The organism is Halorubrum sp. LN27 (assembly GCF_016635065.1).
GTDB lineage: Archaea > Halobacteriota > Halobacteria > Halobacteriales > Haloferacaceae > Halorubrum > Halorubrum salipaludis.
This window is the reverse complement of the sequence record NZ_JAEPET010000001.1, coordinates 399,383-414,707: the sequence shown is the minus strand read 5'-3', so window position 1 is coordinate 414,707 and position 15,325 is coordinate 399,383. Positions and strand designations below refer to the sequence as shown.

The window sequence follows — 15,325 nt, the reverse complement described above, 5'->3', positions numbered from 1 at the left end:
TGTTAGAGTTCTCCGTTGATGATGTCCGCAACCCGCTGGCGGTCGAACAGCCGTTCGTCACCGGTTACAGGGCCGAACTCCTCCGGGTAGATCTGTTTCGCGGCCCGTTCGGTCAGGAAGAGGTTGTGGATCGGCCCCTGATAGAGGTAACCGCCGCGGTACACGCGGCCGTTCTGGACCGCCGTGAGCTCGCTCCCGACGGGATGGCTCTCCATGTACGCGAGGACGGTGTCGCGGAACTCCGCCGCCGATTTGCGCTCGTGCCCGCGGACGAGGATCACGTCCGGATCCACTTCGAGCAGGTTCTCGTAGTCGAGCTCGCCGCGGTTCGTGGTGCTGAGGTTCTCGACGTCGGTCCCCGCGAGCGCGTCGTTGACCCCGAGATCGAGCCACTGCTTCTTGCTCGTCCCCTTGTCGACCAGCCGGTACGGCGAGAAGGTCTCCGGCTCGTCGGTTCCCTCGAACGTCAGGAACACGCTCGGCCGGTCGTCCGCCGACGGAAGCCGGGCTTGCACGTCGGCGATGAACGACTCGTGGAGCTCGGCGAACGCCTCGTAGCGCTCGCGCTCGTCGAACGCCGCGGCGACGCGCTCGAACGCCTCGTACAGCGTGTAGTACCGGTAGTCGTGCCACCCGTCCGACCGCCGGAAGATCAGGTTCCCGAAGAAGGGGGCGACGTTGTCGCGGAGCTCCGCAACGTCGTCTTCCCCCCAATCGAACCAGTTGACGAGCATCTGCGGGTCGTACAGGTGGATGTCGGCGTCGATCTCGTAGAACTCCTCTTTCGTCCTGACCTCCGGGTACGCCTCGATCTGGCTCCGATCGACGTCGACCCCGGGAAGCTCGTCGTAGACGTACGTGTAGTACCGGCTGGCGTTGCCGACCCCGGCCAGTCCGTCGGCTTTCCCCAGCGCGACGGCCATGTCCGCGAAGCCGCCGTCGTACGCGACCCACCGCTCCGGGACCGCCTCAAAGGTCACCTCGCCGACCGGTTCCATGGCGGCGGTGTACGGGAACTCGTCGGATCCTTCGCTCTCGGAGTCCGACTCGGTTGCGGTCGTCGAGGCGGCCTCCGCACCACCGTCGTCGCCGGCTTCACCGTCTTCGCCGGCGCCGGTACCGCTCTCGGCCCCGCCGGTGCAACCGGCGAGCAACCCGCCGAGCGCGGCGGTGCCGCCGTACGTGAGGATGCTTCGCCGAGTCGGTTTGCCGGGTTCCGCGTCGTCTCTCGACATGTGTTTTAGGCTCACCTAAACAAATATAACCGTTCCGATCTTTAGGCTAGCCTAAAACATAGATCGCGCGGATCGTCTCCGAGTTACTCCGCGCCCTCGTCCGAGACGCCGCGCTCAATCCTCGTGACGCGCTCGGAGCGGCGTCACGCGCGGGCCGTTCTCGGTCTGGACCACGTCGGCGTCGACGCGGAACACGTCGGCGAGCAGGTCCTCGGTGACGATCTCCTCGGGGGCGCCGCGGGCGCGGATCTCGCCGTCCTTGAGCGCGACCATCCGGTCGGCGAGCCGGGCGGCCTGCTCGATGTCGTGGAGCACGACGACGACGGTCACGTCGCTTCGGTCGCGCAGCGTCTCGATGATCTCCATCACCTCCATCTGATGGTGCATGTCGAGGAACGTCGTCGGCTCGTCTAAGAGGAGCACGTCGGTGTCCTGCGCGAGCACCATGGCGATCCACGCCAGCTGTTTCTGCCCGCCGCTGAGGCTCCCGACCTCCCGGTCGCGCAGGTGGCCGCAGCCGGCCAGCTCGATCGCCTCCTCGACCGCGGCCGCGTCCTCGTCGGTCGTCCGCTCGAAGAACCCGCGGTGCGGGTACCGGCCGTGGTACACCAGGTCTTCGACCGTGATGCTGTTCGGCGAGGTGCTCTCCTGCGAGAGCAGCCCGAGCTTCCGGGCGAGCGCCTTCGTGTCCATCGAGTGCACGTCCTCCCCGTCGACGAGCACGGAGCCGTCCTCCGGCGCGATCTGGGTCGCGAGCCCCTTCAGCAGGGTGCTCTTCCCGGACCCGTTCGGGCCGACGAGCGCCGTGACCGCGCCGGGTTCGGCCGCGATCGACTCGCCGTCGATGACGGGCTCCGGGGCGTTCGGGTACCCCAACACGAGGTCCTCGCCGTCGAGGTCGCTCGCGTCGGTCGCGGCCGACCCGTCGGGAGTTCCCGCCGAGGCGTCCGCGCCGTTCGATCCGTCCGGTCCGTCCGTCGTCTCCGTCCGCGTCGTGTCCACGTGTTCTGTCGACATTCAGAGCTCACCCATGTTCTGCTGGCGCCGCATCAGGTACAGGAAGTACGGGCCGCCGATCAGCCCGGTGACGATACCGACCGGGATCTGCGAGTCCGCGCCCGTGATCACGCCCATCCCGAGGCGCGCCCCCACGTCGGCCGCGACCATCAGCGCCGGGCCGACGAACAGGCAGCCGACGATCACCCGCTTGTAGTCGCTGCCCACGAGGTTCCGGACCATGTGGGGGACGATCAGGCCCACGAAGCTGACGATCCCCGCCACCGCGATGCTGGCCGCCGCCGCCAGCACGGCGACGCCGGAAAGCGCGAACCGCACCTTCTCGATCGACATCCCCAGCGACTTCGCCGTCTGTTCGCCGAGGAGGAGGAGGTTCAGCTGCCGCGACCCCGCGAGCGACAGCGCCACCGCCGCGAGCGTCCACGGGAGCGCCATCCGGACCTGGTCCCAGTCGGTCCCCGTCAGCGACCCCGTCGTCCACTGGATCGCCGACTGGACGACGCCGATGTCGTCCGCGAAGAAGAACAGGCCCGTCTGGAGGCTGTTGAAGACGGTCCCGACGATCACGCCGGCGAGCACGAGCCGGACCGGGCTCGTCCCGTTCTTCCACGCGATCGCGTAGACGATCAGGAACGCGACCGCGCCGCCGAGCGCCGCGATCAGCGGGAGGAACGCCGAGAGCCCCCCGAACACCACGAGCGTCAGCAGGATCATCAGCCCCGCGCCCGAGGAGACGCCGAGGATGAACGGGCTCGCCAGCTCGTTCCTGGTGACCGCCTGGAAGATGGCCCCCGAGACGCCGAGGTTCATCCCGACGATGGCGGCGACGAGCACCCGGGGAAGCCGAATGTTCCAGACGATGAGCGTCTCGTGTGCCAGCTCGGGCAGCTCCCCCTGAAAGCCGGTGATCGCGCGCATCACGCCCTCGCCGACGACGAAGTTCAGGAGCCAGCGGGGATCGAGGAGCACCGCGGGGTCGAGGACGGCGCGCCACGCCTCCCCGACGGTCATCGAGTACGCGCCGAAGCTCACCTGCACGAGCCCGCCGACGACGACGACCGCGACGCTGGCGAGCGCGACCGTGACAAGCTTGGGGTCGAACAGCCACCCGAGCCGTCCCTCGGACGCCCGGTGCGCCGCGCCGCCGGCGACCGATCCCCCGCCGCTCATCGCTCCCCCTCGGCGTACGCGGCGATCGCCTCGTCGTCCATCGCGTCGAGCAGCGTCTCGGCGCCGTGCGCCTCCACGACCGCGGCCGGGTCGAGGTGGCCGGCGAGCGCGCGCCGCCCCTCGGCCGCTCGCGCCTCGGCCTCGTCGGCGTCGACGTACGCCGCCAGCGCCTCGTCGACCGCCGCCTCGCGAACCCGAGCGAACCGCTCCGAGTCCGCGTCGACGGGGGCGTCGGCGTGGCGCTCGTCGAACCACTCGACCCACCGCTCGCGGTCCGCCCACTCCTCGTCGCGCTCGGCCTCGCGGCGCACCCAGTCGACGCCCTCGGCCGCCGCGGGCCACCAGCCGTCCGCGACCCGCGCGTCCGTGACGACCCGCCGGGCCACGCGGGCGCCGCGCCCGGCCGCCGTGATCGCCTGCTGGGCGGCCTCGGACGGCGAGGCGACGTAGAGCCCGTCCACCGGCGTCGTCCCGTCGGGGTCGGCGTACCCCCGGTCGAAGTGCTCGTGGGTCTCGCCGCCGTGCTCGTGGCTCTCGAACATCGCGTCGTCGTCGTCGAGCCCGCGGAGGTACTCGCCGTCGTACCGGGTCGCCGCCACCACGCGACGGGCGGTCACCGGCTCGCCCTCCTGCGGGGTGACGCGGAAGCCCTCCGTCCCCGCGTCGCCGCCGTCAGCCGCCCGCGTCTCGACCGCCTCGACGAGGTCGTCGACGAGCGCGGCGCCCGCGCGTTCGACGTGGTCGTGCAGGAGGTCGTAGAACGTCTCGACGTCGATTCCGCCGGGGAAGCCGAGGTAGTTCCCCAGGTGCGCACAGCGCGCGATCGACGACCGACCGCGGTCGAACACGGCGACGTCGAGCCCCTCGCGGGCGAGGAAGACGGCGGCCGAGCAGCCGGCGGGGCCGCCGCCCACCACGACGACCTCGCGGTCGACCGCGTCGCAGTCGACCGCGTCGGCGACCTGGTCGCGGTCGGCCCCGTCGCGATCGACTGGCTCACTCATTCCGAATCACCGGCGACGATCTCCGCCACGCGGTCGCGGTCGAAGAGCCGCTCCGACTCGGGGATGTCGGGGTAGCCGTCGCCGAGCTCGTAGTCGGGCCACTCCCCGAACCGCTCGGGGAACAGCTGTTTGGCGGTCATCTCGATCTGGAAGAGGTTCATGACCGGCCCCTGCACCGGGTCCCCCGAGGGGTAGAACCGGTCGTTTTCGATCGCCGAGAGCTCGCCGGCGACGGGGTGGTCGGCGAGCTCCTCGCGGACCGCGGCTACGTCGTAGTAGGACTCGACCCCGTACTGGTGGAGGATTACGTCGGGGTCGATCTCCAGCAGCTGCTCGTGGTCGTAGGCGGTCTCGTAGGTCACGTCGTCGGCGCCGAACGCGTCGGGGACGCCGAAGGGACGCACGTGGGCGTTGGCGAACCCGGGCTTGTCGATCCGCGAGGGGTAGTAGGTCCCGTCCATGTAGAGGAGCGTGGCGACCGTCGGGCGCTCCGCCTCGGGCGGGAGGTCGGCCCGCACCGTCTCGACCAGGTCGTCGCGGACCGACGAGAGCGCCTCGAAGCGCTCCTCCTCGCGGAACACGCCCGCGACGCGCTCCGTAATGGCCCAAAGGTCGTAGTACTCGTAGTCCTCGCGGTACGCCGCCGGCGGTTCGGAGTGCCGCCGGCTGTACACGTTGCCGAACCACGGGCCGACGTTGTCGCGGATCTCCGCGATGTCGTCCTCGTCCCATCCCTCGAAGGAGGCGAACAGCGCGGGGTCCGCCAGGTGGAGGTCGGAGTCGAGCTCGTAGAGCAGCTCCCGGTCGACCGTGATCCCGTCGCCGGAGCCCGAGTTGAGCTGGGTGAGTCCCTCCCGGTCGAACGCGACGCCGTCGAGCTCGGCGTAGTAGGCGTCGAGCGTGCGTCCGCCCGCGTCCGCGTCGAAGCCGAGCGAGTTCACCGCGTCGCCGTGGCCGAACGCGACCGCCATGTCCGCGTACAGCAGGCTGTAGACCATCACGTCCTCGGGGACCGCGTCGAGCGTCACCTCGCCGACCGGCGCCATCTCGACGGAGTACGAGCCCGCGGACCCGTCGTCCTCCGCCCCCTCGCCGTCGGAGCCCTCGGCCCCCTCGGTCTCGGCGTCGTCCGAGCCGTCGGCGCCGTCGGAACCGCCGCCCGAGCCGGAATCGCCCGACCCGCCGCCGAGACATCCAGCGAGCAGTCCGGCCCCCGCGACCGCGCCGCCGAACCCGATCACGGTACGGCGCGTCGGCGCGTTTCGGTCCGCGTGCTTTCCCATATGGTTTAGGCCTCCCTAAAGCATTAAATCGCTTTCGAATCTTAGGGAAACCTAAATCGAGGAGATCGACGCTGACGCCGCCTCGTCGCGTCGTTCGTCTGCCGATCGATTTTATATAAAAACTCGGATAGAAATTCGGAATACAACACCGATAGCTCCCCTACCGTCGTCACGGTGGAGTTTTAGGCCGTACGAAAAAGTGTATTTGTATTGATAACTTATAAGTAGGAAGAGGCCGTACGAAGTAGTGTTATGAGCACGCAGAAGGAGACCCGACAGCGCGCAGGCACCGTCGAAGAGAACGCCCTCAGGCTCGAACCGGAGAAGGCAGAGCAGATCATCGAGGCGCTGAACGTCGACCTCGCGGACGCGTACGTCCTCTACCACCAGCTCCACAAACACCACTGGAACGTCGAGGGCGCCGAGTTCCTCGACGTTCACGTGTTCTTACAGGAGGTCTACGAGGACGTCGAGGCGGCCGCCGACGAGCTCGCCGAGCGGCTGCAGGCGCTCGGCGGCGTGCCGCACGCCAGCATGACGACGCTCGCGGAGAACGCCACCGTCGAGCCGGAGGACGAGGACGTGTACGACATCCGCACGTCGCTCGCGAACGACCTGGAGATGATGGGCGACATCATCGAGAGCTACCGGCAGCACATCGAGCTCGCGGAGGGGCTCGGCGACTACGCGACCGCGGAGATGCTCCGCGAGCAGCTGGAGGGGATCGAAGAGCACGCGCACCACATCGAGCACTACCTCGAAGACGACACGCTCGTGACCGAGTCCGCGACGAACTGACGGAGAAACTCCGAAACCGCTAACGCACGTCCGGCGCCGTCTGGTCGGTCCGACCGGGCAGCGTCACTTCGATCTCTAACTCCGGTTCGCCGACGCCCTCGTAGTCGACCTCGAGTTCCACGGGCTCGCCGAACGCGAAGGGGAGCTCCCACTCGTCCGTCTCGATCCGGAGCTCGCCGCCGTCGCGGAGCCCCTCGCCGAGCGCGATCAGGAACTCGCCCGCCTCGCTCGCGTCGATCCGATACTCCTGTTCGAAGTTCCGACCCGCAATGACCGTCCGGTCGTCGTCGACCGACGACGCCGGCTCCTCCGAACCCGGCTTCGCCGAACCCGACTCCGCCGAATCCGATTCGTCAGTCATCTCACCGAGTCACGTCGACGACGTGATCGCTCGCGATCCATCCGTCCGTGTTCTCGGACTCCATGAACACCGACCGGCCGGGACACCCCTCACAGACGGTGACGGAGGGGACCTGTTCGGGTTCCGATTCGCGACGGGAGTCGGTGCGGGACCGAGCGCCTGCAGACATTGCGTGCCTTTAGGCAAACCTAAAACAAAAAGGATGCGGTCGGCGGCGAGGGTTGCGAGAGGCCCGGCGGACGGCACGGCCTCGTTGGTCCGTCGCCGCCGAACGCGAACCGTCTCCGTCCGCCGAACGCGAACCGTCTCCGCCGGCCGAGTCACTCCGGGCGTGTCCGCGGGACACCGAGGTCGTTGGAGCGGGCCTCGGCGTCGACGTCGAGGTCTTCGAACAGCAGGTGGGCGAGTCGCTCGGCGACCGCCGGACTGACCAGCCCGGCCATCTCCATCGCCTCGCGCTCGTGCGCGTCGAGATCGAGCACGTCGCGGAAGAACCACGACAGCGCGACGTACGTCTCGTGAAGCGCCTCCGCGCGCTCGCGCCCGGCGTCGGTGAGCGTCGCGCCCTCGTACGGCTCCCGAGCGACGAGCCCGTCGGCGGCGAGCCGCTGGAGCATCTCCGTCGTCGCCGCCGGGGACCGGTCGAGCATCTCCGCGATCCGTCCGGGCGATATCGGCGGCGACGCCCGGTGTTCCGCGATGTACAGCGCGAGGAGGTAGCGGGCCGTCCGCGCGGACCCCGGTTCGCCGACGTGCGCCATAGATTTAGGCCACCCTAAAATTATAAATCGGTTTCGGATCCGAATCGCAGCGCGGCGTTGTCACGATGGTTCGGAGCGAACGCGTTCCTGATGGGAACGGCCGTAAGCTAATTCAATATAGCTAAATGGAGTTTATTCATCGCCGAACGCCCGGATCGTGGTGAAGGAGCCGTCGACGATCGCGGCCGCGATCCCCTCGACGTCGGCGTCTCGCGGCACCTCGTGGGGGTACTTCCGCCCGAAGTACCGCAAGAGGTTCTCTACGTCGCGTTCGAGGAATTCCCGGGCGTTCTCGTGGTCGACGGGGACCGCCTGCGGCCAGTCGAAGATCGTGACGCCGCTTTCCGCGACTGCGACGTTGTGCTCGGACATGTCCGCGTGGACCCACCCGAGGTCGTGGGCGGTCACCAGCTCGCGGAGGACGAGGTCGAGGACGCCGATCGCCTGCTCGGGATCGAGTTTCGCGCGCGCGAGTTCGACGCCGTCGAACTTGTCCATCACGATGGCGTGACGGTTGTGATCGACCGGCCGCGGCACCGACACGTCGGGGTACAGCGCCTCCATCGCCTCGTACTCGCGTTCGGCCGCCTTGCGCGCGGTGTACAGCCAGGAGACGTGGTCGCGGTCGGCGGTGTACTCGCGCTCGCGGTTCACCTCGCGGAAGTTGGTGTACCCCTCGCGGTGGTACTTCAGGGCGAGCGGTTTGAACGACTGCACCTCGTACACGTCCCCCTCCTTGCCGAACCCCAGGGGCGAGCCCACGCCGTCGATGGTCTCGCGCTCGGCGAACGTACGGAGCGCCAGGGCGTCGTACCCCTCGAAGGTGAGCTGGTACCCCTCGTACTGGATCGTCTTCCGCTCGATCAGCTCGCGGTCGAGACACCGGTCGATCCGGTAGTCGACCTCCTCGCGCGTCAGGTCGGCGTAGTCGGGGATCTTGTCCCGGCGGACCCACTCGGAGAAGCGCATCCCCTGCTCGACGCCCGAGAGGAGATAGAAGTCCTCGGGATCGAGCTCGGCCATGTCGCCGGCGACGTTTCGAACCATACGCGCCCCTACTCCGGCAATTCCTAAAAGGGACGCGCGTTCGGTGAGCAGGGTATAAATCGAATATCGCGATATAGAATAGATTCGGCCGGCGCGTCGCCGTCGGAGCGATCGCTCGGGGTCGCAGTGGGTCGTGTCTGTTCGACATCCAAACAACTACGTTGACAGTTCCGAGATGCGATCTGAGTAAGATCGGATCGCGATATCTCGTCCGGAGGGCACCACATCCGGGCGAAAACGGGGATATTACGGTACGGGCGAGCGCCGACCAAGGAAAGAGGTAATAACGAACTGACGGCGGACGACCCCGACAGTGAGCGTCAGTTTTCCGGGAGAGAAGGACGCTACGGACGTTTTCTTCCATTGGCCTCGAGACCGTCACCGACCCGACAGAGGCACCGCCTCTGCGTCGAACGTGTTTTTCGCAGCGAATGTCGACAGACAAGTCCGATCGCTGATACACGGAGCGGACCGGATCGGTCACGGAGAAACACTGGCAACCGCGTCGGGAGGCGTGCCGCGACGCTCCCGCTCGCGATCGGGGGAGCCGTTAGCGTTAGGTTGCTGTCCGTGCTGGTAGTGGGCATGGTTTCCGAAGGCGACCGTGCACCCGATTTCACCGTTCCGCTGGCCGGCGGCGAAAGCTACGACGACGTCTCCGAGTTCACGCTCTCGGAGGCGATCGGCGACGGACCGATAGTACTCGCGTTCGTGCCGGGGGCGTTCACCGGCGGGTGTACCGAGGAGATGTGCACCTTCGGGAGCGAGCTCGACACCTTCGAGGCGCTCGACGCGTCGGTGTACGGCGTCAGCGTCGACCTCCCGTTCGCCCAGAACGTCTGGATACAGCAGGAGGGGTTCGACGTGCCGATGCTCTCGGACTGGGACCACGAGGTCACCCGCACGTACGACGTCGTCTACCCGGATATGTACGGGTCGATCGAGTCGGCCCAGCGGAGCGTGTTCGTGATCGATTCGGACGGGGTCGTCACGTACCGATGGGTTCGCGAGGGCGGGAATCCCGAGTTCGAGCCGTTCGTCGCCGACGTTCGAGAGCAGGTGAAAGCGGCGCGTCGATAGCGCTCGGTCCGAGGGGCCTGACCGTCGTCGTCGACTGCGGGTCTCCCGCGTGATCCGCGTCGGGGAGTGGCGCGTCGGATGTCCCTCGTGTCCTACCGTGAACAGAAACGTTACCTATCCGCAAAGCGATGGCGACGCATGGAGCTAGGACTCGACGGAGCGTCAGTGTTCGTCGCCGCGGCAAGCAAGGGACTCGGCCTCGGGGCGGCGACGCAGTTCGCCGCGGAGGGCGCGAACGTCGCGATCGCCTCCCGGAGCGCGGACAACCTCGCGGCGGCTCGCGAGTCGATACTCGACGAGACGAGCTGTGACGAGGACGCGGTCTTCACCGTCGAGGTGGACCTCGCAGACGCCGACGCGATCGAGTCGGGAATCGAGGCCGCCGTCGAGGAGTTCGGCGGACTGGACGTGTTGGTGACCAACCACGGCGGTCCGAACAACGCCTCCTTCGAGGACACGTCCTTGGAAGCGTTCGACGGGGGATACAACGACGTGCTCCGGAGCACGGTCGTACAGTGCAAGGCCGCCCTGCCCGCCCTCCGCGACGGCGGCGGCGCGATCACGCACCTCGTCGCCGCCTCCGCGGCGGAGCCGACCTCGCACGGGACCCTGGGAAACGTGTTCCGACCCGGGATCTACGGCCTCTCGAAGACCCTCGCCAACGAGGAAGGGGAAAACGGGGTCCGGTCGAACTGCGTCGCCCCCCGAGGGGTGCTCTCCGACCGGATCGAGTCGAAGATCGCCGCGCGGGCCGAACGGGAAGGGATAACCGAGGCGGAAGTGCGCGAGCTCCGGGTCGCGGAGCTCCCCCTGCCCGAGATGGGAACGACCGAGGAGTTCGGGAAGGCGGTCGCGTTCGTCTCCTCGCCGGCCGCGTCGTACGTCACCGGATCGGTGTTGCCCGTCGACGGCGGCTGGAGCTCGCGCCTCCTGTAGGGTCGGGTCGCGAGCTCGACTCCCGACTGCCCCGAACGCTGCCGGAATCGTTCGCGAACCTACCGATCCGGGACCAGTGTCGGGATCGGGTAGGTCCCGCCGTTGACGTGTAACACCTGCCCGGTCACGAACGACGCCGCGTCCGACGCGAGGAAACAGCACGCGTCGGCCACCTCCTCGACGTCTCCGAGCCGGCCGAGCGGGGTCGACTCGATCACCTCTCGCTCGATCCGCTCCCACTCCTCGGTCCGCGTTCGATCGACGTCGATGAGCCCGGGCGAGACCCCGTTGACGCGGACCCCGTCGGGGCCGAGTTCGGTCGCCAGCTGCCGTACCTGTCCCTCGATCCCGAGCTTCGACCCGTAGGAGTGGGCGTGACCGTGTTTCCCGAGATACACCATCGCTCCGATCAGGTTCACGACCGCGCCGCCGCCCCGGTCGATCATGTCCGGGACGACCGCCTGCGTCGTCTGGAACACACCCCTGAAGTTGACGGCGAGCACGCGGTCGAGGTCCTCGGTCTCCACGTCGAGGAACGGCTTCGACGGACGGTAGGTCGCGTTGTTCACGAGCACGTCGATCGGTCCGAGCCGGTCGCGGAGCTCCTCGACCATCGACCGGACGGCGTCCGGATCGCCGATATCCGCGAGCGCGACCGCCGCCTCGCTACCGGTTTCTCGAACGAGACGCGCGGTCTCCTCGCAGCCGTCCGCGTCGCTGCGAGCCGTGACCCCCACGTCGGCTCCGGCCTCCGCGAGCCGGACCGCCGTCGCTCGGCCGATGTTCCGGCTCGATCCGGTGACGAGGGCGGTTTTTCCGGTCAGGTCCATGCGCGTTTCACCTCTCCGCTCTGTCGGTGGGCGCTCCGATTAGACATCGAACTCGGCCTGGTAGTCCGTCGCGTCGAGCCGGTCCTCCCGGAGGGGCCAGAACGCGAGCAGGCGCGCCGGCTCCGAACCGACGGCGCGAGAGGCGTGCGGGACGTCCGGCGGGATCTCGACCGCGTCGTGCGTGCCGAGCGAGACCCGCTCGCCGTCGACGAGGAAGTCGACCTCCCCCTCGATGACGATCGTCGTCTGCTCCCACGGATGGGAGTGCTGCGGCTTGTCCTCCCGCTCCGGCCCGATCGTCGTCATGCCGACCATCTGGTCGACGCCGCGGAAGACGACCTGCTCGAATCCGGGCCCCTCCTTCGCGACGGGAGCCTCGGAGAGGTTGTACACGGACGGAATTTTCTCCGGGTCGTACTTGCGTACCATACCCTACCGAACGGCGAAGAGAAGTTAAAAGCGTAGGGTCGAACGGATCTCGGCCCCCGATCGGCGACGGCGGACGTCGCAGCCCGAAAGGGCTCTTTAGGCGAGCGTTTCGATGTCTCCGGCCGGCGGCCGGAGGCCAGAGAACCCGTCTACGACAGGTTCTCGATGTTCCCGGAAATCTCGGATTTCCGGGTGCTCGAAAAGCTCTATGAGAGCTTTTCGATGTCTCCGGCCGGCGGCCGGAGGCCAGAGAACCCGTCTACGACAGGTTCTCGATGTTCCCGGAAATCTCGGATTTCCGGGTGCTCGAAAAGCTCTATGAGAGCTTTTCGATGTCTCCGGCCGGCGGCCGGAGGCCAGAGAACCCGTCTACGACAGGTTCTCGATGTTCCCGGAAATCTCGGATTTCCGGGTGCTCGAAAAGCTCTATGAGAGCTTTTCGATGTCTCCGGCCAGCGGCCGGAGGCCAGAGGACCTGTCTACGACAGGTTCTCGATGTTTTCGACGACGGCGTCGGCGAACTCGCTGGTGGCGAGCTTCTCGCCGCCGTCGATCTGGCGGTGGAGGTCGTAGGTGACCTTCCCCGAGGAGATGGTCTCTTCGACGGCGTCACGCACCAGCTCCGCCGCGTCGTCCCAGCCGAGGTAGTCGAGCATTTCGCGGCCTGAGAGGATCATGGCGGTGGGGTTGACCTTGTCTTCGCCGGCGTACTTGGGCGCGGAGCCGTGGACGGGTTCGGCGAGACAGCGGCCGTGGCCGCGGTTGATCCCGGGCGCGATGCCGAGTCCGCCGATCTGGGCGCCGGCCGCGTCCGAGAAGTAGTCGCCGTTGAGGTTCATCGTCGCCACCACGTCGTACTCGCTCGTGCGGGTGAGCACCTGCTGGAGCATGTTGTCGGCGATGCGGTCTTTGACGACTACGGTGCCGTCGGGCTGCTCGCCGTCGTGTTCCTCCCACAGCTCGTCTTCGGTGAGGACGTCCTCGCCGTACTCTTCGTCGGCGAGCTCGTAGCCCCAGTCGCGGAAGGCGCCCTCGGTGAACTTCATGATGTTGCCCTTGTGGACGAGGGTGACGGAGTCGCGGTCGTTGGCGAGCGCGTAGTCGATCGCTTCACGGATGAGGCGTTTCGAGCCGAACCCGGAGATGGGCTTGACGCCGATCCCGACGGGACCGTCGTGGATGATGTCGTCGATGCCCATGTCGTCTTCGACGAACTCGCGGACCTGTTCGACCTCGTCGGTGCCGGCCTCCCACTCGATGCCGGCGTACACGTCCTCGGTGTTCTCCCGGAACGTGACCATGTCCATCGCTTCGGGGTTTTTGACGGGCGACGGCACGCCGTCGAGGTGGTAGGTCGGCCGGACGTTCGCGTACATGTCGAGCGTCTTGCGCAGCGCGACGTTCAGCGAGCGGAAGCCCGCGCCCACGGGCGTCGTGAGCGGGCCCTTGATCGCGACGCGGTGGGTCCGGATCGCCGACACCGTGTCGTCGGGCAGGTTCTCGCCGTACTTGTCGCGGGCGCTCTCGCCCGCGTAGACGCGCATCCACGCGATCGACCGGCCCGTGGCCTCCGCGGCTGCGTCCAGTACCTTCTGAGCCGCCGGCCCGACGTCAGTCCCGATCCCGTCGCCGTAAATGATCGGAATAATCGGGTTCTCCGGCACCGTCAGCTCTCCTGTCTCCTCGTCCGCCAGCTCGATCGCCTCGCCGTCCGCAGGGACGTCGACCTTCTCGTAGCTCATGAACGTTCGGTGGGTCGCTTCGGGCCGATAAAAATCTGCCCGTTCGGGGTTCGACGAGCCCGCTTCCGGTCGCCCGATCCGCCGTCTCCGTCGATCGAGCGTCTCCTCCGATTCGTCGAGCTCGTCGCTCTCGTGGGAGAGCCCGTCGACGCGATCAGTCGTCGGCCGATTGGGGCGGTGCCTCCGAGACGTACTCGGCAGCGGTGTCCGCGGAGACGCGGCCGTAGACCGCCGCGTTCGTCAGCCCGGACCCGCCGGGATAGTTGTCGTAGAACAGTCCGCCCGTGACGTTGCCGGCCGCGAACAGGCCGGGGATGACCCTGTCGGTGGTGTCCAGCACCTCGCCGTCCGGCGTGATCGCGACCCCGCCGAAGGCGAACGTCATGCCGCCGGTGACCGGATAGCCGGTGAACGGCGGCTCGTCGAGGGGAAGCGCCCAGTTCGACTTGGGCGGCTCGACGCCGGTCGCCGCGTTCCCGTCTAAGGCGTCCGGGTCGTAGGTCGACGCGGCGTCGTCGGCGCACGCGTCGTTGTACGCCTCGACGGTCTCGACCGCCCGTTCCGGGTTCTCGATGTCGAGCCGCCGCACCAGCGCCTCGATCGAGTCCGCGGTGATCGCGCGGGAGGGCCCCATGTGCGCCACGTCGTCGACGACCTTCGAGTCGACGACGATGAACGCCTCGTGGTACGGCTGTTCGAAGATCCGGCGACCAAACTTCGCGTACGTGTGCGCCCGCGAGTCCTCGCCCTCGTCGACGAACCGCTCGCCGTCGTGGTTGAGGATGAGCCCGTACTGATACCCGTCGATCCGGGTGATTCCCCCCTCGACGTCGGGCGAGCCGGCGTCGATGATCGCCATGTGGGCGTCGCCCCACTCGCCGTCGGACTTCGCGCCGGCGTCCATCGCGGAGTCGATCACCTCGCCGGTGTTGTACCGGCTCCCGCGGACCTTCATGTTCCCGTAGCCGGGGCCGAAGTACCGCGTCCGCTTCTCCTTGCTGGAGCCGTAATCGCCGGCGGCGAGGACGACGGCGTCGGCCTCGAACCGAACCCGGCGCCCGTCGACGAACCCGGACACCCCGGAGACGGAGCCGTCGTCGGCCCTGATCACGTCCTGTACCATCGCGTCGTACCGCACCTCCCCGCCGAGCGACTCGTAGTGCTCGACCAGGTCGTCGATCATCGTTTCGCCGTCGAGCCAGACGCGCCCCGCCGTGTATCCGGGATGGGGCGCCTGATACTCCCAGTCGAGGCCCATCTCGGTGAGCCACTCGAAGGTGTCCGCGGCCTCCTCGGTGACCGTGCGGGCCAACTCGTTGTCGGCCCGGTAGTTCGTCGTCTTCATCAGGTCCGAGTAGAAGTCCGCGGCGGTGTAGTCCTCGACGTTGAACTCGACGTCGAGGTCGATGTCCGCCGTCGGGATCCGGAACGATTCGGTGAAGCGCGTGTGACCGCCTCGATGCGCTTCCGGAGACTTCTCGAGAACGATCACGGACTGGTCGCGTTCCGCGAGACGGATCCCCGCGGCGAGCCCGGCGATCCCGCAGCCGACGACGACCGCGTCGTACTGTTCGGTAGACATGGATCTCTGTGACCGCCTCCGACTGGACCGCGAACCGCCGAAACGATTCC

General features: G+C 67.8%; 16 protein-coding genes. 3 read left to right on the top strand and 13 right to left on the bottom strand.

Going from position 1 to position 15,325, the window contains the following annotated elements; translation table 11 throughout:
* Positions 1-2 precede the first annotated feature (2 nt).
* From JIN95_RS01965 to JIN95_RS01945, 5 genes are all read right to left on the bottom strand, one after another.
* Positions 3-1,235 (bottom strand): ABC transporter substrate-binding protein, encoded by a 1,233-nt coding sequence (locus JIN95_RS01965; RefSeq protein WP_200530361.1) that lies wholly within the window; start codon positions 1,233-1,235, stop codon positions 3-5.
* Between the two features lie 114 nt (positions 1,236-1,349).
* On the bottom strand, positions 1,350-2,252 hold the full coding sequence (locus JIN95_RS01960) for an ABC transporter ATP-binding protein (RefSeq protein ID WP_200530360.1): 903 nt from the start codon (positions 2,250-2,252) through the stop codon (positions 1,350-1,352).
* Positions 2,253-3,422 carry an iron ABC transporter permease gene (locus tag JIN95_RS01955; protein WP_200530359.1) on the bottom strand — a complete coding sequence of 390 codons (1,170 nt, stop codon included), beginning with the start codon at positions 3,420-3,422 and terminating at the stop codon, positions 2,253-2,255.
* A complete protein-coding gene (locus JIN95_RS01950; RefSeq protein WP_200530358.1) occupies positions 3,419-4,426 on the bottom strand; it encodes an FAD-dependent oxidoreductase in 1,008 nt (335 codons plus the stop codon). Before JIN95_RS01950 ends, JIN95_RS01955 begins: the two co-directional genes overlap by 4 nt.
* Entirely contained in the window at positions 4,423-5,709 is a 1,287-nt protein-coding gene (locus JIN95_RS01945) for an ABC transporter substrate-binding protein (protein ID WP_200530357.1), read from the bottom strand. The genes JIN95_RS01950 and JIN95_RS01945 overlap by 4 nt, the downstream gene beginning before the upstream one ends.
* A 252-nt stretch (positions 5,710-5,961) precedes the next feature.
* Between JIN95_RS01945 and dpsA the strand changes: the two genes are divergently transcribed.
* Positions 5,962-6,507 carry a DNA starvation/stationary phase protection protein DpsA gene (gene dpsA / locus JIN95_RS01940; RefSeq protein ID WP_095636267.1) on the top strand — a complete coding sequence of 182 codons (546 nt, stop codon included), beginning with the start codon at positions 5,962-5,964 and terminating at the stop codon, positions 6,505-6,507.
* Positions 6,508-6,526: 19 nt separating this feature from the next.
* Here the strand turns inward: dpsA and JIN95_RS01935 are convergent, their stop codons facing one another.
* From JIN95_RS01935 to JIN95_RS01920, 4 genes are all read right to left on the bottom strand, one after another.
* Positions 6,527-6,868 (bottom strand): amphi-Trp domain-containing protein, encoded by a 342-nt coding sequence (locus JIN95_RS01935; RefSeq protein ID WP_095636266.1) that lies wholly within the window; start codon positions 6,866-6,868, stop codon positions 6,527-6,529.
* Position 6,869: 1 nt separating this feature from the next.
* Positions 6,870-7,037 (bottom strand): hypothetical protein, encoded by a 168-nt coding sequence (locus JIN95_RS01930; RefSeq protein WP_198951507.1) that lies wholly within the window; start codon positions 7,035-7,037, stop codon positions 6,870-6,872.
* Between the two features lie 151 nt (positions 7,038-7,188).
* Positions 7,189-7,629, bottom strand: a complete 441-nt coding sequence (locus JIN95_RS01925) for a metal-dependent transcriptional regulator (protein ID WP_200530356.1) — start codon at positions 7,627-7,629, stop codon at positions 7,189-7,191.
* A 132-nt stretch (positions 7,630-7,761) separates the two neighbouring features.
* Positions 7,762-8,676: a serine/threonine-protein kinase RIO2 gene (locus JIN95_RS01920; RefSeq protein WP_200530355.1), complete on the bottom strand. Its 915-nt coding sequence runs from the start codon at positions 8,674-8,676 to the stop codon at positions 7,762-7,764.
* Between the two features lie 585 nt (positions 8,677-9,261).
* Between JIN95_RS01920 and JIN95_RS01915 the strand changes: the two genes are divergently transcribed.
* Both JIN95_RS01915 and JIN95_RS01910 read left to right on the top strand, forming a co-directional pair.
* Entirely contained in the window at positions 9,262-9,756 is a 495-nt protein-coding gene (locus JIN95_RS01915; RefSeq protein ID WP_095636263.1) for a redoxin domain-containing protein, read from the top strand.
* A gap of 138 nt (positions 9,757-9,894) precedes the next feature.
* Positions 9,895-10,692, top strand: a complete 798-nt coding sequence (locus JIN95_RS01910) for an SDR family oxidoreductase (protein ID WP_200530354.1) — start codon at positions 9,895-9,897, stop codon at positions 10,690-10,692.
* A gap of 59 nt (positions 10,693-10,751) precedes the next feature.
* Here the strand turns inward: JIN95_RS01910 and JIN95_RS01905 are convergent, their stop codons facing one another.
* The 4 genes from JIN95_RS01905 to tcuA form a co-directional block, all read right to left on the bottom strand.
* Positions 10,752-11,522 (bottom strand): SDR family oxidoreductase, encoded by a 771-nt coding sequence (locus tag JIN95_RS01905; RefSeq protein WP_095636261.1) that lies wholly within the window; start codon positions 11,520-11,522, stop codon positions 10,752-10,754.
* A 39-nt stretch (positions 11,523-11,561) separates the two neighbouring features.
* Complete coding sequence (locus JIN95_RS01900; RefSeq protein WP_095636260.1) at positions 11,562-11,951, bottom strand: cupin domain-containing protein; 390 nt, start codon at positions 11,949-11,951, stop codon at positions 11,562-11,564.
* Positions 11,952-12,430: 479 nt separating this feature from the next.
* Positions 12,431-13,693: an isocitrate dehydrogenase (NADP(+)) gene (gene icd / locus JIN95_RS01895; protein WP_200530353.1), complete on the bottom strand. Its 1,263-nt coding sequence runs from the start codon at positions 13,691-13,693 to the stop codon at positions 12,431-12,433.
* Positions 13,694-13,847: 154 nt separating this feature from the next.
* Complete coding sequence (gene tcuA / locus JIN95_RS01890; RefSeq protein ID WP_200530352.1) at positions 13,848-15,275, bottom strand: FAD-dependent tricarballylate dehydrogenase TcuA; 1,428 nt, start codon at positions 15,273-15,275, stop codon at positions 13,848-13,850.
* Positions 15,276-15,325: the final 50 nt, after the last annotated feature.

Excerpts from the sequence above, each read along its gene's own strand:
- JIN95_RS01965 (WP_200530361.1), bottom strand. The coding sequence starts at position 1,235 with ATGTCGAGAGACGACGCGGAACCCGGCAAACCGACTCGGCGAAGCATC.
- JIN95_RS01935 (WP_095636266.1), bottom strand. The coding sequence starts at position 6,868 with ATGACTGACGAATCGGATTCGGCGGAGTCGGGTTCGGCGAAGCCGGGT.
- JIN95_RS01960 (WP_200530360.1), bottom strand. The coding sequence starts at position 2,252 with ATGTCGACAGAACACGTGGACACGACGCGGACGGAGACGACGGACGGA.
- JIN95_RS01930 (WP_198951507.1), bottom strand. The coding sequence starts at position 7,037 with ATGTCTGCAGGCGCTCGGTCCCGCACCGACTCCCGTCGCGAATCGGAA.
- JIN95_RS01945 (WP_200530357.1), bottom strand. The coding sequence starts at position 5,709 with ATGGGAAAGCACGCGGACCGAAACGCGCCGACGCGCCGTACCGTGATC.
- JIN95_RS01900 (WP_095636260.1), bottom strand. The coding sequence starts at position 11,951 with ATGGTACGCAAGTACGACCCGGAGAAAATTCCGTCCGTGTACAACCTC.
- JIN95_RS01925 (WP_200530356.1), bottom strand. The coding sequence starts at position 7,629 with ATGGCGCACGTCGGCGAACCGGGGTCCGCGCGGACGGCCCGCTACCTC.
- JIN95_RS01955 (WP_200530359.1), bottom strand. The coding sequence starts at position 3,422 with ATGAGCGGCGGGGGATCGGTCGCCGGCGGCGCGGCGCACCGGGCGTCC.
- JIN95_RS01905 (WP_095636261.1), bottom strand. The coding sequence starts at position 11,522 with ATGGACCTGACCGGAAAAACCGCCCTCGTCACCGGATCGAGCCGGAAC.
- dpsA (WP_095636267.1), top strand. The coding sequence starts at position 5,962 with ATGAGCACGCAGAAGGAGACCCGACAGCGCGCAGGCACCGTCGAAGAG.
- tcuA (WP_200530352.1), bottom strand. The coding sequence starts at position 15,275 with ATGTCTACCGAACAGTACGACGCGGTCGTCGTCGGCTGCGGGATCGCC.
- icd (WP_200530353.1), bottom strand. The coding sequence starts at position 13,693 with ATGAGCTACGAGAAGGTCGACGTCCCTGCGGACGGCGAGGCGATCGAG.
- JIN95_RS01910 (WP_200530354.1), top strand. The coding sequence starts at position 9,895 with ATGGAGCTAGGACTCGACGGAGCGTCAGTGTTCGTCGCCGCGGCAAGC.
- JIN95_RS01950 (WP_200530358.1), bottom strand. The coding sequence starts at position 4,426 with ATGAGTGAGCCAGTCGATCGCGACGGGGCCGACCGCGACCAGGTCGCC.
- JIN95_RS01920 (WP_200530355.1), bottom strand. The coding sequence starts at position 8,676 with ATGGTTCGAAACGTCGCCGGCGACATGGCCGAGCTCGATCCCGAGGAC.
- JIN95_RS01915 (WP_095636263.1), top strand. The coding sequence starts at position 9,262 with ATGGTTTCCGAAGGCGACCGTGCACCCGATTTCACCGTTCCGCTGGCC.